The sequence below is a fragment of the Streptomyces sp. GQ60 genome, assembly GCF_059758875.1.
In genome coordinates this window covers 381847-399188 of sequence record NZ_JCAXEG010000001.1, presented here as the reverse complement: position 1 = coordinate 399188, position 17342 = coordinate 381847, and the positions used below count along the sequence as shown (strand labels likewise).

Below are 17342 nucleotides of genomic sequence, written 5' to 3'. Positions count from 1 at the left end.
ATCGCCCCTCGGGACTTCGACCGCCCTGCGCCCCCAATCCGGGAGCGGCTCCTCCCGGAACCCTGTGACAGGCCTGTGACAGTCGAAGGACACCCCGGTTATCTCGGGCGGGCAGTCTTCTCGGCAAGGGAACAGACAGACTCCACGACGGGGGGCGCGAGATGAACACGCTGCACAGCACCAGCTCCAGCGCGGTTGTCACGCGGCTGCACGATGTGAACCGCCGCACGGCAATCCGTACGGCGACGGCCCCTTCCCGGCGGCCGGCGCACGTGGTGGCCATCGACGCGAAGACCTACGAGCGCCCCTCCGTCCCCGCCCAGCGCACGGCGGGCTCCCCGGAGGTGCCGGACTCCTCCAACGAGGCCGAGTTCACGGCGTACGTCCAGGAGCGGCGGGCCGCCCTCTACGCGACGGCCTTCCACCTGACCGGCGACCGCTACGAGGCCGAGGACCTGCTGCAGACCGCGCTGTTCTCCACGTACCGCGCCTGGGACCGCATCAGCGACAAGGCCGCCGTCGGCGGGTACCTGCGCCGCACCATGACGAACCTGCACATCAGCGCCTGGCGCCGGCGCAAGCTCAACGAGTACCCGACGGAAGAGCTGCCGGAGACGGTTTCGGACACGGACGCCATGGGCGGTACGGAGCTGCGCGCCGTGCTGTGGCAGGCGCTCACCCGCATCCCGGAGCCGCAGCGCACCATGCTGGTGCTCCGGTACTACGAGGGCCGCACGGACCCGGAGATCGCGGAGATCCTGGGCATCAGCGTCGGCACGGTGAAGTCGAGCATCTGGCGTTCGCTGCGCCGGATGCGCGAGGACGAGGCGCTGAGCTTCGGCCGCGACGAGGCGGAGTCCTTCGAGGACCTGGTCGCGTAGGCGCGGCCACACGGACCATCGGGCCAGGGGGCCCGTCCTGCGGGGGTGGGACGGGGGCCACGGGGGAAAAGGCGGGATCATGCGGCCGGGGGTCCGCAGGGTCCCGCCTTTTCATGTCCCGGCTACGCCGCCGCCGCGGCCCGGTGCCGCCCGGCCGCAGCGGCGGCGAGGCGGCCGAGGGCCTCGTCGCGGCCACAGGCGTACGCCCCCAGCGCGGTGTGGCGGGCCACGATGCCCCGCTCGGCGCGCATCAGCCGCAGGCCCCGGCGCAGCAGGAACGGCACCGATTTGCGGCCCTCGCGCAGATCGCGGGCGAGGCGGCGCCGGAAGGTGGTGGACGGCCGGCCGCGCAGGCAGATCGCGTCGGCCAGCAGACCGAGCTCCTGGCAGCGCGCGACGACGTCGGCGGCGAAGATCCCCTCCGCGATGAACAGCGGGGTCCGCGAGATGTCCAGCGTCTCGGTGCCGGTGCGGGAGCTGGTCGCGATGTCGTACACGGGGACCTCGGTGCGGCCGGTGCGGCACAGCTCCGCGACCGCGGCCACGGCGACCTCCGCGTCCCACGACAGCGGGGAGTCCCAGTCGATGTCGGAGCTGCCCTCGACCAGCGGGAGGGTCGGGTCGTCGCCCTCCTTGTAGAAGTCGTCCAAGCGCAGCACCGGCAGGCCCGAACGGGCGGCCAGCGAGGACTTGCCGGAGCCCGAGGGCCCGGTCAGCAGGACGACGCGCGTCGGCAAAGGAGAAGAGCTGCTCACAGGACACCAGTGTGAACCATTCCCCCGGGTAGGGGACCCCTCCGGTGGCCGGTTGGTATCGAGCATCACACCTCGACTACCCTGCGTGCGCACGCGACTACGACCTCAGGCGGGATCCCCATGGCACGTCACGCAGCCCCTTCCGTACCGAACCGACTCCGCAGCGCGGGCCTGACCCTCTCGATGGCCGGCGCGGCCCTCACGATGGCCGCCGGCGGCGCCCAGGCGGGCGAGCTCGACGTTCCGGCAGCGCTGGCCGGGGTCGCGAACCCCATCTCGAACCTCAAGGTGAACCCGCTCGCGAACACCGGTGTGGACCCCCTCGACAACGGCGTCGCCACCAAGGTCGCGGATTTCCCCTCCGTCGGCACCGGCATGGTCACCGGCATCCTGACCCAGGGCCCGTCGGTCGGCGAGCTGCCGACCGCCGCGGCCTCGTCCCTCCTGGGCCCCCTGACGGGCGGCAAGTAGCGCGGGTCCAGGGGGCGCCGCGGTGGGCGTCACCGAAGGCGGCGTCCGGAAAGACCGACTGGGCGAACAGGAAGACGAGGGCCCCGGCAGCGCGGGGGACGCTGCCGGGGCCTGTCTTCGGGGGATCTCGTACGAGCCGGACGGGGCTAGTACGAGGAGCCGCCCGCGCCCAGCGACCCGGTCGGGTGCCAGACGGTCTTGGTCTCCAGGAACGCCGTCATGCGCGTCGTGCCCGGGTCCGCGCTCCAGTCGTCCACAGGCTGTGGACGCAGAACGCGCTTGAGGTTGTCCGCGGCCGCGATCTCCAGCTCCTTGGCCAGCGCCTCGCCGGCGCCCGCCAGGTCGATCGCGTTGACGTCCTGGTGGGACGCCAGGTGCGGGCCCATCTCGGCGGCCTTGCCGGACAGGACGTTGACCACTCCGCCGGGCAGGTCGGAGGTGGCCAGGACCTCGCCGAGGGAGAGCGCCGGGAGCGGCGCCTTCTCGGAGGCGATGACGACGACCGTGTTGCCGGTGGCGATCACCGGGGCGATCACGGAGACGAGGCCCAGGAAGGACGAGTCCTGCGGGGCGACGACCGTGACCACACCGGTCGGCTCGGGGGTGGAGAGGTTGAAGAACGGGCCCGCGACCGGGTTGGCCCCGCCCACGATCTGGCCGATCTTGTCGGTCCAGCCCGCGTACCAGACCCAGCGGTCGATGGCCGCGTCCACGACGGCCGCGGCCTTGGTCTTCGACAGGCCCTCGGCCTCGCCGACCTCGCGGACGAACTGGTCGCGGCGGCCCTCCAGCATCTCGGCGACGCGGTAGAGGATCTGGCCGCGGTTGTACGCGGTCGCGCCCGACCAGCCGCCGAAGGCCTTGCGGGCGGCGACGACCGCGTCACGGGCGTCCTTGCGGGAGGACAGGGGGGCGTTGGCCAGCCACTTGCCCTTCGAGTCACTCACCTCGTACACCCGGCCGCTCTCGGAGCGGGGGAACTTGCCCCCGACGTACAGCTTGTAGGTCTTGAAGACGCTCAGACGCGTCGAAGAAGACTCAGACATCGAGGTAGCCCTCCAGGCCGTGACGGCCGCCTTCGCGCCCGAAGCCCGACTCCTTGTAGCCGCCGAAGGGCGAGGTCGGGTCGAACTTGTTGAACGTGTTGGCCCACACCACACCCGCGCGGAGCTTGTTGGCGACCGCGAGGATGCGGCTGCCCTTCTCCGTCCAGATGCCGGCGGACAGGCCGTACTGGCTGTTGTTGGCCTTGGCGACCGCCTCGTCGGGCGTACGGAAGGTCAGCACGGACAGCACCGGGCCGAAGATCTCGTCGCGGGCGACGGTGTGCGACTGGGAGACGTTCGTGAAGAGCGTCGGGGCGAACCAGTAGCCGGCGTTCGGCAGTTCGCACGGAGCCGACCAGCGCTCGGCGCCCTCCGCCTCGCCGGTGTCCGCGAGGGCGGTGATCCGGGCGAGCTGCTCGGCGGAGTTGATCGCGCCGATGTCGGTGTTCTTGTCGAGCGGGTCGCCCAGGCGCAGCGTGGTCAGCCGGCGCTTGAGCGAGTCGATCAGCTCGTCGTGGATCGACTCCTGGACCAGGAGGCGCGAGCCCGCGCAGCAGACCTGGCCCTGGTTGAAGAAGATGCCGCTGACGATGCCCTCGACGGCCTGGTCGATGGGGGCGTCGTCGAAGACGATGTTGGCGCCCTTGCCGCCCAGCTCCAGGGTGAGCTTCTTGGACGTACCGGCGACCTGGCGCGCGATGGCCTTGCCGACGGCGGTGGAGCCGGTGAAGGCGACCTTGTTCACGTCGGGGTGCTCGACGAGGGCCGCGCCCGCGTCCCCGTACCCGGGGAGGATGTTGACGACGCCCTTGGGCAGGCCCGCCTGGCGGCAGATGTCAGCGAAGAAGAGCGCGGACAGCGGGGTCGTCTGGGCCGGCTTGAGCACGACCGTGTTGCCCGTGGCGAGCGCCGGGGCGATCTTCCAGGCGAGCATCATCAGCGGAAAGTTCCACGGGATGACCTGGCCGGCCACGCCGAGGGGGCGCGGGTTGGCCCCGTAGCCCGCGTGGTCGAGCTTGTCGGCCCAGCCCGCGTAGTAGAAGAAGTGCGCGGCGACGAGCGGGAGGTCCGCGTCGCGGGTCTCCCGGATCGGCTTGCCGTTGTCGAGGGTCTCCAGGACGGCCAGCTCGCGGCTGCGCTCCTGGATGATCCGGGCGATGCGGAAGAGGTACTTGGCGCGCTCGGAGCCGGGCAGCGCGGACCACTTCTCGAAGGCCTTGCGGGCGGCCTTCACGGCGCGGTCCACATCGGCCGCGCCGGCCTGCGCGATCTCGGAGAGGACCTCTTCGGAGGCCGGGGAGACGGTCTTGAAGACCTTGCCGTCCGCCGCGTCGGTGAACTCGCCGTCGATGAACAGCCCGTACGAGGGTGCGATGTCGACGACGGACCGGGACTCGGGGGCGGGCGCGTACTCGAATACAGATGCCATGGTGATCAGTCCACCGTCACGTAGTCGGGACCGGAGTAACGGCCGGTGCTCAGCTTCTGGCGCTGCATCAACAGGTCGTTGAGCAGGCTGGAGGCTCCGAAGCGGAACCAGTGGTTGGACAGCCAGTCCTCGCCCACGGTCTCGTTGACCAGGACCAGGAACTTGATCGCGTCCTTGGTGGTCCGGATGCCGCCGGCCGGCTTCACGCCGATCTGGATTCCAGTCTGCGCCTTGAAGTCGCGGACGGCTTCGAGCATGAGGAGCGTGTTCGCGGGCGTCGCGTTGACCCCGACCTTGCCGGTGGACGTCTTGATGAAGTCGGCCCCGGCCATCATGCCGATCCAGGAGGCGCGGCGGATGTTGTCGTACGTGGACAGCTCGCCGGTCTCGAAGATCACCTTGAGCCGGGCCGCGCTGCCGTCGGGGCGGACGCAGGCCGCCTTGACGGCGCGGATCAGCTCGTAGGTGTCGAGGTAGCGGCCGGCGAGGAAGGCGCCACGGTCGATGACCATGTCGATCTCGTCGGCGCCGGCGGCCACGGCGTCGGCCGTGTCGGCGAGCTTGACGGGCAGGGCCGCTCGGCCGGCCGGGAAGGCGGTGGCTACGGAGGCGACCTTGACGTCGGCTCCGTTCAGGGCGGCCTTGGCGGTGGCCACCATGTCGGGGTACACGCAGACGGCGGCCGTCGTGGGCGTGGTGCGGTCGGTCGGATCGGGGCTGGCTGCCTTGGCGGAGAGCGCCCGGACCTTGCCCGGGGTATCCGCGCCTTCCAGCGTCGTCAGGTCGATCATCGAGATGGCGAGGTCGATGGCGTACGCCTTGGCCGTCGTCTTGATCGAGCGGGTGCCGAGGGAGGCCGCGCGGGCCTCCAGGCCGACAGCGTCGACGCCGGGCAGCCCGTGCAGGAAGCGGCGCAGCGCACTGTCGGACGTCGTCACGTCAGCGAATGCGGTGAGGGTGGTGGGCATGGTCACCACATGAGCATATCTACGCGCGTAGCGGCCTGTCACCCCCCTCAGCCGATTCGAGGGCATCGGCGAGGGAATCGACCCGTCCGTTCCGACACCCGTTCGGCGGTTGCGCGGTCGTGACGGGAGGCGGATCCTCCGGCCTCACAAGATCCATAGATTCGTCATCAGCAGCCCGCCACACCTGAACCGGCCGAAGAGACCGAACAGACTCGACGCGGCATGCGACTCTCCGCCGCCTTCTGCCGCCTTTCGCGGTCTTCCGCGGCCTTCCCCGGTCTTCCGCCGCCTTCCGCGCCGCCCGCGCTCCTGGAGTCGTTATGCGTACAGCCCTCGCCCTCCGCACCCCGATCGTCACCGCCGCCCTCGTGGGCGCCGTGCTCGTGGGCGCCGTGCTCGTGCCCGCCGCCGGCGCCGCCTCCGCCGCGCCGGTCACCGCGACTCCGCAGGCGGCCGTTGCAGCAGCGGCCCCGGCCTCGATCCCGGCCTCCGACAACAGCCGCTACGAGGGCAAGGCCGTGCACATCGGCGAGGGTCTGGTCGCCGTGCTGCGCAACAAGGCGGAGGGCCCCGAGGCCTGGATCCGCGAGGTCGGCCCCACGTGGAAGCCGGGCGACGCCTACCTGTCCGGCCGCGTCGTGGTGGTGATCGACCGGAAGTCGCCCGCCTCCGAGGTCTGGGGTCTGACGATCACGCTGACCAAGCCCTCGACCACCCACCCCGTGCTCGTCGTCACCACCAAGGACGGTGCGGCCAAGACCTACCCGCTGCCCGCGGGCAAGGCCGGTTCGGAGTGCAGGGAGGGCCCGAAGGGGCAGCCGCTGGGCGCAGGCGTGCGGGCCGACCTGTACTTCGGCTCGAACGGCCCGGAGGTGTTCCTCTTCGAGGGCGGCAGCGACCGCGGCTTCGCCCGCCTCGACATGAACGACCCCTCGCTGCCGGAATCCCGGGGCATCATCGTCCGGATCCTGAACCCGCGCAGCGCCGCGCCCGTTCTCGAATGGAAGACCCAGGGCGGCGCCGGCGCCCCGTTCGGCCGGGCTCCGTTCCCGAAGCTCCCCAAGGAGTGCAAGCCGAACTACGAGCTCACCGGAACCATGCCCGTGCCGAAGCCCACCACCCCGGCCCCCTCGAAGCCCAAGCCGCAGACGGCCGTGGTCCCGAAGGGGCCGGTCGCCGCGGGCGCCGAGCCCGGCACGCAGGACACCGGCGGCGCCCCGATCGCGGTCGCCGGTGCGGGGGCCCTCTCGGCGGCCCTCCTGCTCGGTGCGGCCTTCGCGGTCCGTGCCCGCCGGGCCCGCTCCCGGGGCTGATCGCCACCCGGGGGCCGGCTCCGGCTCCCTCCGTCCCTCCCGCCGGAGGGCGTTCCCGCCCCGCCGCCCCGCCGTACGGTCCGAAGACGAGTGCGCTGGTCAGACGGCTGTTCGCTGTTACGCAGCCATGACAGGAAGCCCACGTTCCGGTCGATCGAGATCCGTAGATTTCTCCTCAGCAGCCCCGCAGACCTGACCGGACGAAACCCCGACAGCGACACCGCGGCATGCGACTCTCCGCCCTTCCTCGACCATGCTCCAAGGAGTCGTTATGCGTACCGCCCTCCGTACCTCGATCGTCACCGCCGCCCTCGCCGGAGCGCTCCTCGCGCCCGCGGCGACGGCGATCGCCGCGCCCACCGCGCAGGCCGCGACGGCCGTGACCCCGGTGTCGGCGGTGTCGGCGGTGTCCGGCAGCACCTCGGGCCACGACCGCTACGACGGCGAGAAGGTCCTCGTCGCCGAGAACCACCTCGCGGTGCTGCGCAACGGGGCCGAGGGCCCCGAGGCCTGGATCCGCTCCTCCGGCCCGGACTGGAAGCCGGGCGACGCCTGGGCCTTCCGCGTTCTCGGAATGGTGGATCTGGCGAACCCCCGTGGGGTGGTCGAGGGCATCCAGTACGACCTGAAGAAGATCGACTCCGGCCCCGACAACGGCCGCTACCTCCTCAACGTCCACGTGCTGGGCGAGGGCGCCTCCAACGGCCGGTACCTGCTGCCGAAGGCCGCACCGGCCACCAAGCCCGCCCCGAAGCCGTCGGCCAAGCCGGCCGTCAAGCCTTCCGCGAAGCCCGCCGCCGCCCCCGCCAACGCCGCGAAGCCGCAGACCGTCGTCGTCCCCAAGGGCCCGGTCGCCGCGGGCGCCGAGCCCGCCGACATCGCCTTCGAGGACACCGACAACACGACCACCGTGGTCACCGGCACCGCCCTCGTCGCGATACTCGCCGCACTCGGCGCCGGCTTCGTGATCCGCAACCGCCAGGCCCGCACCCGCGGCTGAACCACCCCACCCCGCGCCACTCGTTGCCGCTCCCGGCGGGCCGCCTTCACGGCGGCCCGCCGAGGCCGTTCCCGGAGCCGATGCCATGAATCGCCGTACGCCCCGCCGCACAGCCCGCCGACCGCACCGCGCGCTGACGGCCGCCGCCCTCCTCGGGCCGCTCGCCCTGGCCTCCCTGACCGGCTGCGGCGGCCCGGTGCCCGCCGCCACCCCGCCGCCGCACGTCGCGGAGACCTCCGCCGCTCCGGTGCCCGCCCCGGCCGCCCCGTCGGCTTCCGCCGCGCCCGCCGCGGCCCTGCCCGCCTCCGCGCCCGTCCGCGTACGGATCGCCTCGGCCGGCGTGGACACCTCACCGGTGCTGGAGCTCGGGCTGGCCTCCGACGGGTCGGTCCAGGTGCCCTCCGTAACGGACGGGGACAAGATCGGCTGGTACACCAAGGGCGTCACTCCCGGCGAGACCGGCCCGGCCGTGCTGATCGGCCACTTCGACACCGCGCGCGGCCCGGCCGTGCTGCGCAACGTCTCGCGCGTCCGCACCGGCGACGAGATCAGGGTGACCAGGACGGACGGCACCGAAGCCGTCTTCCGCGTGCGCGAGCTGGAGCAGGTGGACAAGAAGGACTTCCCCACCGCGAAGGTCTACGGGGACACCCCGCGCCCCGAGCTGCGCGTGATCACCTGCGGCGGTGAAATCACCGACGGTCACCGCCCCGACAACATCATCCTGTACGCCGATCTCGTGGGGTGAGACGGCTTGAGGCAGAATCTGCCGCATGAGCAGCGATCAGCCCACCGAAGAGCCGGCGTACGACGACCGGGTCTACCGCTCCCCCATGGCCACCGTCACCGGGGTGGTCATGCTCGCGCTCCTCGCGTGGCTCTGCGGGGACGCCGTGGTGCGGGGCTACGGAAACGTTCCGTGGATCGCCCTCGCCGTCGCGCTCTGCCTGGCCCCGCTCATCGTCGCGTTCACGGTCCGCCCGGCCGTCTTCGCCAACGACGACCGGCTGCGCGTGCGCAACCCCTTCCGGATCATCGAGCTGCCCTGGGCCGCCGTCGACACCGTGCGGGCGCGGTTCTCCGCCGAGGTGCTGGCGCAGGGGACGACGTACCAGCTGTGGTCCGTTCCGGTCTCCCTGCGGGAACGCAAGAAGGCCAACCGCCGCCAGGCGAGCCGGCTCGGCACGGCCACCGGCCAGGGCAAGACCCCGGACGAGGAAGTCCGTCGCGCCTCCGCCGACCAGACGGTGGACGAGCTGCGGAAACTGCACGAGCGCGGCGCCTCGCGGGCCGGCGCCCAGGGCCCCGTACAGGTCTCCTGGTCGTACGAGATCATCGCGCCAGCCGTGCTCGGCGCGCTGATCCTGATTGTGCTGCTCGCCACCGGCTGACCGGCGGTTTCCCCGGAACCGCGGGCACCGGAACCCGCGTCTCCACTGGCGTGCACCGTCTCAAGGGCAAGCGTGTCAAGGGCAGCGGCAGCGCCACCGTACAGCTGTGGATCCGGCTTCTCGCCGGGGTCCTGCTGACCGCCCACCTCCTCCTCGTCGGCTGGCTGATGCTGCGCCCGCTGGACGTGCCCTGGGCGGCGGCGGCCAATCTGAGCCCATTGGAGGGCATCAGGGCGGACCTCTCCTACGGGCCTCTGGAGGCCGCCCGCCGGATCGGCGGCGGGCTGGCGCTGCTGGCCCCGCTCGGGGTGCTACTGCCGCTGATCAGCGGTCGTGTGGAGCTTTCGCCGCTGGCCACGTGGTCCTCGCCGGCCCGGACGGCCGCCGCGGGCGTGCTGGTCTCGGTCGGCATCGAGATGCTCCAGACGGCGGTTCCGGGGCAGGTGGTCGACGTGGATTCGGTGCTGTTGAACACCCTCGGCGTGGTGCTCGCGCACCTGGCCGTCGTCCCGGCCCTGCGGGCCCGGCTGCGTCGGTCTCAGGGGGCGACCCCGAGAATTACCAGGGTCGGGCTCGGCCCTTGGACCGACGTTCTGTCCTCTGTTCAGCGGGAGTATTGAGGCATCGCGGGAAAACATCCCGCGGACCGCACGACGACCGAGGAGAGACCATGAGCGCCCTTGCCCGCCCCCGTGACGGACGATGGATCGGCGGAGTCTGTGCCGGTCTTGCGCGCCGGTTCGGAATATCCGCGAACACGATGCGGACCATCTTCGTCGTCTCGTGCCTGCTGCCCGGCCCGCAGTTCCTCCTTTACCTGGCGCTGTGGGTGCTCCTGCCGAACGAGAAGTCGGGCACCGCTTCCGCCGCCACCGGCTGGTAGCCCGCCGGACGGGGAATTCAGCGCGCGGCGCGGACCTTCTGGAGCTGCTTGTCCGTGACCTCGTGCGGGACCTGCGGGGCCTGCCGGCCGCCCGCGACGTTGAGGGCCATGAGGCGCGTGACGGTGTCCCCTTGGCGTACGACGACCAGGTGCACCTGGGCGGTGACGCCTTCGGCGGCCGCCGTCGTGGTCCAGCTGACGGTCTCGTCGCCGGCCGTCTTGTAGTCGGCCGCCTTCACGTCGCGGTACGAGCCGCTCTGCTTCTCGACGGTGGCGGTGAAGCCGCCGGCGCAGGCGGCCACGGCGTTCCTCAGCCGGGCGATCAGCGCCTTGGCGTCGGACTCGGCGTAGGAGCTGACGGAGGAGGAGACGGCCAGGCCCATCTGCTTCTGGGAGCCGACGCCCCGGTTGACGGTCTCGCGCGCCGCCGGGTCGGGCTTGTCGCCCATGATGTCGGCGAGCGGCTGGCAGGCCTTGCGGTCCGCCTGCGGCTGACCGCCGGGGGCGTTCGGGTTCTTGCCGTTCGCGGAGATCTGGTAGCCGGGCAGGTCGCCCTGTGCCAGGGCGGAGCGCTCCAGCCGGCCGGCGCCCTGCCGGGGAGCGCCCGTGCCACCCGCATCACCGGCTCCGCCGGTGCCCGCGGAGCCGGGGGATCCCGCCTCGCCGGACGCGCCGGCCGAGCCCGCCGACGCGGACTGCCCGGGTGCGCTCGCTGAGCCCTTCGGGTCCGGTCCCTTGCCGGAGGCGGGGGTGTTCGTACTGCCGCATCCCACCATCGCGGACAGCAGGGCGGGGAGCAGCACGGCCGTGGCCGTTCGTGCCTTCATTCGCATGATCGAAACCTCATACCCATGGTTTTGGCGGGCAGTTGGCGGTGATCCTGGCACATGCCGCGACGCGGCACACACCTGGTCGAAGAGGTGTGCGCCGCGTGGGCGTGCGTGCGAATCGCGTACGGGTCGCGTACGAATCCGACAGGGGATCCGAAGTGGATCAGGCGCCGAGGCCGCTGGTCGGCAGACCGCCGAGCAGGCCGGTCACCGTGCCCAGCGCGGCGGCCGGGTCGGTCGCCTCGGGGGCCTGCTGACCCTCCTCGGCGGCCACGTGCTGCTGGCTGGTCGCACCCTGGACCGCGCCCGTGACGGTGCCCAGCGCGTCACCGAGGCCGACGGCGGGGACGGCCGAGGCGGTACCGGCGGCGACGGCGGCGAAGGCGGCGCCGAGAGCGGCGACACCGAGGGTCTTGGCAGCTGACTGCTTCATGAGGAATCGTCCTTGCGACGGGGAAATGAGCGGCTCCGCAAACTAGTCACTTCAAACCCCCTCCCGCAAACATCATTAAATACGAGAAAGCGCCCGGGAATTGCCCCTCCCGGGCGCTTTCAGTCCGTCACGCCGTGGCCTAGGCCGAGACGGAACCGCTGGTGGAAGCAGTTTGACGGAACAGCCATTCCGACTTCAGCTCCGCATAACCGGGCTTGATCACGTCGTTGATCATGGCCAGCCGTTCATCGAAAGGAATGAACGCGGACTTCATCGCATTGACGGTGAACCACTGCATGTCCTCAAGCGAGTAGCCGAAGGTGTCGACCAGGTGCTCGAATTCGCGGCTCATGCTGGTACCGCTCATCAGCCGGTTGTCGGTGTTGACGGTCAGCCTGAAGTGCAGTTTCCGCAGCAGGCCGATCGGGTGCTCGGCGTAGGAGAGCGCCGCGCCCGTCTGCAGGTTCGACGTCGGGCACATCTCCAGCGGGATGCGCTTGTCCCGGACGTACGAGGCCAGGCGGCCCAGCGTCACGGAGCCGTCGGCGGCGACCTCGATGTCATCGATGATCTTCACGCCGTGCCCGAGCCGGTCGGCGCCGCACCACTGCAGAGCCTGCCAGATCGACGGCAGACCGAAGGCCTCGCCCGCGTGGATGGTGAAGTGGTTGTTCTCGCGCTTGAGGTACTCGAAGGCGTCGAGGTGGCGGGTGGGAGGGAACCCGGCCTCGGCGCCGGCGATGTCGAAGCCGACGACGCCGTTGTCGCGGTAGCGGTTGGCCAGTTCCGCGATCTCCAGCGCACGGGCCGCGTGCCGCATCGCGGTCAGCAGCGCGCCGACGCGGATCCGGTGGCCGTTGGCCTTCGCGCGGCGCTCGCCCTCGCGGAAGCCCTCGTTGACGGTCTCGACGACCTCTTCGAGGGTCAGGCCGGCTTCCAGGTGCTGCTCGGGCGCGTAGCGGATCTCCGCGTAGACGACGCCGTCCTCGGCGAGGTCTTCGGCACACTCGGCGGCCACCCGGAAGAGGGCCGCCTTCGTCTGCATGACCGCGCAGGTGTGGGCGAACGTCTCCAGGTAGCGCGGGAGGGAACCGGAGTCGGCGGCTTCCCGGAACCAGATGCCGAGCTTGTCGGCGTCGGTCTCGGGAAGGTTCTCGTAACCGACCTCGCGGGCCAGCTCGATGATGGTCCCGGGGCGCAGTCCACCGTCGAGGTGATCGTGCAGGAGCACCTTCGGGGAGCGGCGGATCTGATCCGGGGTGGGCAGGTTGGGGGTCTCGCTCGTCATCTGGGCACTCTAGCTCCTACGCGCGTAGAGCGGTGAGACGGTGTCCACTGCCGATATGTAACAGTGACCGCGCGGACGGGTGGCGTACACCTCGGCGTCTGAGACTGTTCCGTCATGGCACAGCATGCGCCGCCGGCGCGCGGGGCCCGCCTGGGGCGGGCGGCCGGCGCGACCGGCTCGGTCTCAACGGTTAGTGGTGTGGTGCTCCTTCTCCCCGGAGCGTCCAGGTTCTCCCCCGGTCCCGTGCGTCCGCTGGCCCGGGCGCTGGCCCGTGCGGGTGCCGGGGACGGGCTGGTCACGCACCAGGTCATCCACGGCGCGGGCACCCGCGAGGGGGACGCCGAGTGGGCAGCCGACGAGGTGGTCCGGCGGTACGGGGACGTTCCCGTATGCCTGGCCGGGTACGACGCGGGCGGCCGGGCGGCGCTCGCCGCGGCCGGCCACGAAGCCGTCAACTCCGTTCTGGCACTGGCCCCTTCGTTCCCCCGGCAGTCCGACACGGACTCCCCCGAACCGGTGAAGCAGCTCTCGGGCCGCCGGGTCCTGATCGTGCACGGCACCAACGACGCGCGGAGCGATCCGGAGTTGTCGTACCGGCTGGCGGCCCGGGCGAAGAAGGCGAACCGCACGACGTGCCGCTTCGAGGTGCATTCCGACGGGCACGGACTGCGCGATCACCAGGACGAAGTCGTGGCCCTGTCCGTGGACTTCGTCCTCGGCTCCGTGTTCTCGGGGTCCTACTCGCGGCCGGTCACCGACGCGCTGGCGGCTCCCCCGCCGCTGGGCCTGCGGATGCCGCTGGCCTCCGGCTACGGGCGGTCCCTGCGCGGCTGACGGCGCGACGAAGCGGGGCGGCACCGGACGGCGGCGCGGCGCGGCGAAGCGGGGCGGCACCGGACGGCGGCGCGGTGAGGAGCCGCGGGCGGCAAGCGCCCGCGGGTGCGGTGGTCGCGCGGGGCCGTCCGTGCAGGCCGCGCCGTCCCCTCCCGGCCGGATGACACGGGCGGGCCCGGCGCGACCACCTTGAGGCACACGCCCGCGCGAGGGCGCGGTGCCGGTTCGGCGAAGCGCGGACTCAGGATGCCCGCGCCCTCCCCCGAGAACGCCGTGGTACCACTGTGCCGGTTCGGCCTATCCTCACGAAGATCGGAGGGCATCGTCTTGGTGCCTTGCGGGAACACGAGGGGTTTACAGATCGGCACAGGCCGGGACGAATATGTATATGCCATCGGATGAAACGGACCAACTGAGCTCCGTGGCCCGGCGTCTTTACGGGTACGCGGCCGAGCGGCACGCCTTCTCCGAGACGGAGGCCGGCGAGGCGCTCGGCGTGTCCGTCGACGCCGCCGTCGCCGAACTCGCGGCGGCCCACCTGATCCAGCCCCGCCCCCACCCGGCCTCCGCCGCGGACGGAAGCCCCGACGGACCGGCGCCGGCGCACTGGAGCGCCGTGTCCCCGCAGGCCGCCGTGGCCCGGACGCTGGCCCCGCTGGCCCTGCGGGTGCGCGAGACACATGACGAGATGGACCGGCTGCGCGTCCGGCTGGAGGAGTTGCTCCCCGCGTACGAGGCGGGGACCGACCTGCGCGCCCGCGGCGGGGCGAACGCCCTGGAACTGGTCACCGACCCGGCCGCGCTGCAGGACCTGATCGGGGAGCTCGTCGCATCGGCCGGATCCGAGGTGCTCACCTGCCACCCGGGCGGCGGCCGCAGCCCGGAAACCCTGGAGGGGGCGGTGGTCCGGGACGAGGCGATGCTGGCCCGGGGCGTGCGGATGCGCACCCTCTACCAGCACACCGCCCGCTACTCCCGCCCGACGGCCGCCTACGTCGAGCGGGTGACCGCGCTCGGCTCCCAGGTCCGTACCGTCGGCGACGGGCTGATGCGGATGATCCTCGTCGACCGGCACACCGGGCTGATGGAGGTTCAGGGCGACATCAAGGCGGCGCTGGTGGTGCGCGAGCCCAACATCGTCCACTTCATGGCGGAGACCTTCGAGCGCTGCTGGGCGGAGGCCGAGCCGTTCAGCACCACCGTCGGGCCGGACCAGGCCCGTTCCATCTCCGACGAGCTGCGCCAGACCATCGTGCGGCTCCTGGCGGAGGGGCTGGAGGACAAGGTCATCGCCCGGCGCCTCGGCATGTCGGAGCGCACCTGTCAGCGCCACATCGCCGAGATCATGCGGGCGGTGGGGGCCAAGTCCCGTTTCCAGGCCGGGTTCCTGCTGTCCGCGACGGCGGCGGCCGCCTCGGCCGCTTCCGCTGCTTCCGCCGCTTCCGCCGCCTCGGCGGCCTCGGCGGCCTCCCGCGCCCCGATCACGCCTCCGGCTGGAGCTCCGGGATCAGCCGCCCCCGACGGGACAGCAGAAACTTCTTGAACTCCGCCACCGGCGGAGTGTCCGGGTGCCCGTCGAGCCAGGCCACCCCGATCTCGCGGACCGCGCGCGGGGCGGTGACCGTCAGCTCGACGACCCCGGGCCGGGCCACCGCGGGCGGCGGCAGCAGCGCCACGCCGAGACCGGCGGCGACGAGCCCGCGCAGGGTCTCGGCCTCCTCGCCCTCGAAGGCCACCCGCGGCGTGAACCCGGCCGCCGCGCACAGGTCGTCGGTGATGCGCCGCAGCCCGTAACCGGGCTCCAGGGTGACGAAGGTTTCCTCGGCGGCCTCCGCGAGGCGGATCCGCTTGCGCGTGGCGAGCCGGTGGTCGTCCGGGACCACGAGCCGCAGCCGCTGCTCGTCGAGCCGACGGGCCACCAGGTCCGGGGCGTCGGGCAGCGGCGAGGTCAGGCAGAGGTCGAGCTCCCCGGCGCGCAGCTTCTCCAGCATGGCCTCGCCGTAGTTCTGGACCAGGGAGAACCGTACGCCGGGGTGGTCGGCCCGGAAGGCCCGGATCAGGCCGGGCACGGTCTCGGGGCCCAGGGTGTGCAGGAAGCCGAAGGCGACCTTGCCGAAGGACGGGTCGGCGTCCTGCTGGACGGAGCCCGCCGCGCGGGCGATCTCGGCCAGCGAGCGTTCCGCCGAGGCGAGGAAGGTGCGGCCGGCGGTGGTGAGCGCGACCGTACGGCCCTTGCGGGCGAACAGCGTGACGCCCAGGTCCTGTTCGAGGCGGACCATGGCCCGCGACAGGGTGGACTGCGGGACGCCCAGCTCGTGTGCGGCGCGGGTGACGTGCTCGTGCCGGGCGACGGCGGCGAAGTACGCGAGGCGCGGGGCCAGCGCATGTGTCACGGCCATGTCTTCTTCGTAACGACTCATCGATAGGCACCCATCTGACCTGCGCTGATGCATGGATGGATTGATTATCGCGATTTCGTGCATTGGACGCATGAAAAAGACGGATCTACGGTCGTACACATGCCTCCCGCTCATACCGGGGCACCCGTCATCCCGGGTGCCTCCACCGCGTCGTTCCCCGCCTCCGCACCCGAGGCGCACGAGCCCGGCCGTCCCGGCTACCGCCGCCTCAGCCTCGCGCTCTTCGCCGCCGGACTGGCCACCTTCGCCCTCCTCTACTCCACCCAGGCGCTGCTGCCCGCGATCTCCGACGGCTTCGGCGTGACGGCGGGCCAGGCCAGCTGGACGGTCTCCGCGGCCACCGGCGCGCTCGCCCTGTTCGTCCTGCCGCTCAGCGCGCTCTCGGAGCGCTTCGGGCGGACCCGGATGATGGCCTGGTCGATGGTGGTCGCGGTCGGCGTCGGCCTCCTCGTGCCCTTCGCGCCGAACCTGGAGTGGCTGATCGCGCTGCGTGCCGTCCAGGGCGCGGCTATCGCCGGCATCCCGGCCTCCGCGATGGCGTACCTGGCGGAAGAGGTCAAGCCGAAGGCGCTGGTCGCCGCGATCGGCCTGTTCGTGGCGGGCAACTCCATCGGCGGCATGAGCGGCCGCCTCGTCACGGGCTGGGCGGCCCAGGTGTGGGGCTGGCGCGGCGGGCTGCTGACCGTGGGCCTGATGTCGCTGGCCTGCGCGGCGGCGTTCCTGGTCCTCCTCCCCCGGGCCCGGTTCTTCCGGGCGGCCTCGCTGAAGCCGCGCGCGGTGGGACGTACCGTCTCGGGGCACCTGCGCGATCCGCTGCTGATGCGGCTGTACGGGATCGGCGCGCTGTTCATGACGGTGTTCGGGGCGGTGTACACGGTCATCGGCTACCGCCTGGTGGACGAGCCGTTCTCGCTCGGGCAGGGCCTCATCGGCTCGATCTTCCTGGTCTACCTGGTCGGTACGGTCTCCTCGGCGGCGGCCGGGCAGCTGGTGGCCCGGATGGGCCGGCGCGGGGCGCTGTACCTGGCGGTGACCACGACGGCGGTGGGCCTGTTCCTCTCCCTCGCGGAGTCGCTCACGGCGATCCTGCTGGGCCTGATCCTCATCACGGCGGGCTTCTTCGCGGGCCACGCGGTGGCCTCCGCGGCGGTGAGCCGTACGGCGAAGACCGGCCGCGCGCAGGCCTCGGCGCTCTACCAGTCGGCGTACTACGCCGGCTCCAGCGCCGGCGGCACGCTGGGCGCCCTCGCCTACCACTCGGCGGGCTGGGCGGCGACGGTCACGCTCGCGCTCATCGCGGTCGCCGGGGTCGTCACGATCACCCTGTACGGGTCCCACGCGGCCCGGTCGGCCCGGATCGCGGCGGCGACGGCGCGCTGAGGGGCCGGCACGCTGAGGCG

The 17342-nt window shown here is 72.0% G+C and carries 19 protein-coding genes; 11 read left to right on the top strand and 8 right to left on the bottom strand.

Annotation, left to right across the window (positions count from 1 at the left end; all coding sequences use genetic code 11):
* The first annotated feature begins 161 nt into the window (after positions 1-161).
* Positions 162-881 carry a SigE family RNA polymerase sigma factor gene (locus AC6CKD_RS01955; RefSeq protein ID WP_498324695.1) on the top strand — a complete coding sequence of 240 codons (720 nt, stop codon included), beginning with the start codon at positions 162-164 and terminating at the stop codon, positions 879-881.
* A gap of 122 nt (positions 882-1003) precedes the next feature.
* Here the strand turns inward: AC6CKD_RS01955 and AC6CKD_RS01950 are convergent, their stop codons facing one another.
* Positions 1004-1702, bottom strand: a complete 699-nt coding sequence (locus AC6CKD_RS01950; protein WP_498324694.1) for a uridine kinase family protein — start codon at positions 1700-1702, stop codon at positions 1004-1006.
* Between the two features lie 54 nt (positions 1703-1756).
* Here AC6CKD_RS01950 and AC6CKD_RS01945 point away from each other — a divergent pair, with 54 nt between their 5' ends.
* The gene (locus AC6CKD_RS01945; RefSeq protein ID WP_498324693.1) at positions 1757-2107 is read left to right on the top strand and encodes a hypothetical protein; all 351 of its coding nucleotides are present in this window, start codon (positions 1757-1759) and stop codon (positions 2105-2107) included.
* A 146-nt stretch (positions 2108-2253) separates the two neighbouring features.
* On the opposite strand, the gene AC6CKD_RS01940 is transcribed toward AC6CKD_RS01945, so the two are convergent.
* The 3 genes from AC6CKD_RS01940 to deoC are packed head-to-tail and all read right to left on the bottom strand — an operon-like array spanning position 2254 to position 5550.
* Entirely contained in the window at positions 2254-3153 is a 900-nt protein-coding gene (locus AC6CKD_RS01940; RefSeq protein ID WP_498324692.1) for an aldehyde dehydrogenase family protein, read from the bottom strand.
* On the bottom strand, positions 3146-4582 hold the full coding sequence (locus tag AC6CKD_RS01935) for an aldehyde dehydrogenase family protein (protein WP_498324691.1): 1437 nt from the start codon (positions 4580-4582) through the stop codon (positions 3146-3148). Before AC6CKD_RS01935 ends, AC6CKD_RS01940 begins: the two co-directional genes overlap by 8 nt.
* Positions 4583-4587: 5 nt before the next feature.
* Positions 4588-5550, bottom strand: a complete 963-nt coding sequence (gene deoC / locus AC6CKD_RS01930; protein WP_498325401.1) for a deoxyribose-phosphate aldolase — start codon at positions 5548-5550, stop codon at positions 4588-4590.
* Between the two features lie 320 nt (positions 5551-5870).
* Here deoC and AC6CKD_RS01925 point away from each other — a divergent pair, with 320 nt between their 5' ends.
* The 6 genes from AC6CKD_RS01925 to AC6CKD_RS01900 all read left to right on the top strand — a co-directional run bounded on the left by AC6CKD_RS01925 (position 5871) and on the right by AC6CKD_RS01900 (position 10137).
* Positions 5871-6863 (top strand): hypothetical protein, encoded by a 993-nt coding sequence (locus AC6CKD_RS01925; protein ID WP_498324690.1) that lies wholly within the window; start codon positions 5871-5873, stop codon positions 6861-6863.
* 271 nt (positions 6864-7134) lie between these two features.
* Entirely contained in the window at positions 7135-7863 is a 729-nt protein-coding gene (locus AC6CKD_RS01920; protein ID WP_498324689.1) for a hypothetical protein, read from the top strand.
* A gap of 85 nt (positions 7864-7948) precedes the next feature.
* Positions 7949-8611: a class F sortase gene (locus tag AC6CKD_RS01915; RefSeq protein ID WP_498324688.1), complete on the top strand. Its 663-nt coding sequence runs from the start codon at positions 7949-7951 to the stop codon at positions 8609-8611.
* Between the two features lie 25 nt (positions 8612-8636).
* The gene (locus AC6CKD_RS01910; protein ID WP_498324687.1) at positions 8637-9254 is read left to right on the top strand and encodes a PH domain-containing protein; all 618 of its coding nucleotides are present in this window, start codon (positions 8637-8639) and stop codon (positions 9252-9254) included.
* A gap of 104 nt (positions 9255-9358) precedes the next feature.
* Positions 9359-9874: a VanZ family protein gene (locus tag AC6CKD_RS01905; RefSeq protein WP_498325399.1), complete on the top strand. Its 516-nt coding sequence runs from the start codon at positions 9359-9361 to the stop codon at positions 9872-9874.
* Positions 9875-9924: 50 nt separating this feature from the next.
* Positions 9925-10137, top strand: a complete 213-nt coding sequence (locus AC6CKD_RS01900) for a PspC domain-containing protein (RefSeq protein ID WP_498324686.1) — start codon at positions 9925-9927, stop codon at positions 10135-10137.
* A 17-nt stretch (positions 10138-10154) separates the two neighbouring features.
* Here AC6CKD_RS01900 and AC6CKD_RS01895 read toward each other — a convergent pair whose 3' ends face one another.
* From AC6CKD_RS01895 to AC6CKD_RS01885, 3 genes are all read right to left on the bottom strand, one after another.
* Positions 10155-10964, bottom strand: coding sequence for a hypothetical protein (locus AC6CKD_RS01895; RefSeq protein ID WP_498324685.1), 810 nt, complete (start codon positions 10962-10964; stop codon positions 10155-10157).
* 166 nt (positions 10965-11130) lie between these two features.
* Entirely contained in the window at positions 11131-11400 is a 270-nt protein-coding gene (locus tag AC6CKD_RS01890) for a hypothetical protein (protein WP_498324684.1), read from the bottom strand.
* Between the two features lie 139 nt (positions 11401-11539).
* Positions 11540-12688 carry an adenosine deaminase gene (locus tag AC6CKD_RS01885; protein WP_498324683.1) on the bottom strand — a complete coding sequence of 383 codons (1149 nt, stop codon included), beginning with the start codon at positions 12686-12688 and terminating at the stop codon, positions 11540-11542.
* A 114-nt stretch (positions 12689-12802) separates the two neighbouring features.
* Here AC6CKD_RS01885 and AC6CKD_RS01880 point away from each other — a divergent pair, with 114 nt between their 5' ends.
* Both AC6CKD_RS01880 and AC6CKD_RS01875 read left to right on the top strand, forming a co-directional pair.
* A complete protein-coding gene (locus tag AC6CKD_RS01880; RefSeq protein WP_498324682.1) occupies positions 12803-13522 on the top strand; it encodes an alpha/beta hydrolase in 720 nt (239 codons plus the stop codon).
* 421 nt (positions 13523-13943) lie between these two features.
* Positions 13944-15065 carry a helix-turn-helix transcriptional regulator gene (locus AC6CKD_RS01875; RefSeq protein ID WP_498324681.1) on the top strand — a complete coding sequence of 374 codons (1122 nt, stop codon included), beginning with the start codon at positions 13944-13946 and terminating at the stop codon, positions 15063-15065.
* Here the strand turns inward: AC6CKD_RS01875 and AC6CKD_RS01870 are convergent.
* Positions 15004-15942 (bottom strand): LysR family transcriptional regulator, encoded by a 939-nt coding sequence (locus AC6CKD_RS01870; protein WP_498324680.1) that lies wholly within the window; start codon positions 15940-15942, stop codon positions 15004-15006. The genes AC6CKD_RS01875 and AC6CKD_RS01870 overlap by 62 nt on opposite strands.
* Before the next feature lie 99 nt (positions 15943-16041).
* Here AC6CKD_RS01870 and AC6CKD_RS01865 point away from each other — a divergent pair, with 99 nt between their 5' ends.
* The gene (locus AC6CKD_RS01865; RefSeq protein ID WP_498324679.1) at positions 16042-17322 is read left to right on the top strand and encodes an MFS transporter; all 1281 of its coding nucleotides are present in this window, start codon (positions 16042-16044) and stop codon (positions 17320-17322) included.
* Positions 17323-17342 lie beyond the last annotated feature (20 nt).

Excerpts from the sequence above, each read along its gene's own strand:
- AC6CKD_RS01920 (WP_498324689.1), top strand. The coding sequence starts at position 7,135 with ATGCGTACCGCCCTCCGTACCTCGATCGTCACCGCCGCCCTCGCCGGA.
- AC6CKD_RS01950 (WP_498324694.1), bottom strand. The coding sequence starts at position 1,702 with ATGCTCGATACCAACCGGCCACCGGAGGGGTCCCCTACCCGGGGGAAT.
- AC6CKD_RS01940 (WP_498324692.1), bottom strand. The coding sequence starts at position 3,153 with ATGTCTGAGTCTTCTTCGACGCGTCTGAGCGTCTTCAAGACCTACAAG.
- AC6CKD_RS01865 (WP_498324679.1), top strand. The coding sequence starts at position 16,042 with ATGCCTCCCGCTCATACCGGGGCACCCGTCATCCCGGGTGCCTCCACC.
- AC6CKD_RS01925 (WP_498324690.1), top strand. The coding sequence starts at position 5,871 with ATGCGTACAGCCCTCGCCCTCCGCACCCCGATCGTCACCGCCGCCCTC.
- AC6CKD_RS01895 (WP_498324685.1), bottom strand. The coding sequence starts at position 10,964 with ATGAAGGCACGAACGGCCACGGCCGTGCTGCTCCCCGCCCTGCTGTCC.
- AC6CKD_RS01885 (WP_498324683.1), bottom strand. The coding sequence starts at position 12,688 with ATGACGAGCGAGACCCCCAACCTGCCCACCCCGGATCAGATCCGCCGC.
- AC6CKD_RS01915 (WP_498324688.1), top strand. The coding sequence starts at position 7,949 with ATGAATCGCCGTACGCCCCGCCGCACAGCCCGCCGACCGCACCGCGCG.
- AC6CKD_RS01880 (WP_498324682.1), top strand. The coding sequence starts at position 12,803 with ATGGCACAGCATGCGCCGCCGGCGCGCGGGGCCCGCCTGGGGCGGGCG.
- AC6CKD_RS01890 (WP_498324684.1), bottom strand. The coding sequence starts at position 11,400 with ATGAAGCAGTCAGCTGCCAAGACCCTCGGTGTCGCCGCTCTCGGCGCC.
- deoC (WP_498325401.1), bottom strand. The coding sequence starts at position 5,550 with ATGCCCACCACCCTCACCGCATTCGCTGACGTGACGACGTCCGACAGT.
- AC6CKD_RS01945 (WP_498324693.1), top strand. The coding sequence starts at position 1,757 with ATGGCACGTCACGCAGCCCCTTCCGTACCGAACCGACTCCGCAGCGCG.
- AC6CKD_RS01935 (WP_498324691.1), bottom strand. The coding sequence starts at position 4,582 with ATGGCATCTGTATTCGAGTACGCGCCCGCCCCCGAGTCCCGGTCCGTC.
- AC6CKD_RS01910 (WP_498324687.1), top strand. The coding sequence starts at position 8,637 with ATGAGCAGCGATCAGCCCACCGAAGAGCCGGCGTACGACGACCGGGTC.
- AC6CKD_RS01955 (WP_498324695.1), top strand. The coding sequence starts at position 162 with ATGAACACGCTGCACAGCACCAGCTCCAGCGCGGTTGTCACGCGGCTG.
- AC6CKD_RS01870 (WP_498324680.1), bottom strand. The coding sequence starts at position 15,942 with ATGAGTCGTTACGAAGAAGACATGGCCGTGACACATGCGCTGGCCCCG.
- AC6CKD_RS01900 (WP_498324686.1), top strand. The coding sequence starts at position 9,925 with ATGAGCGCCCTTGCCCGCCCCCGTGACGGACGATGGATCGGCGGAGTC.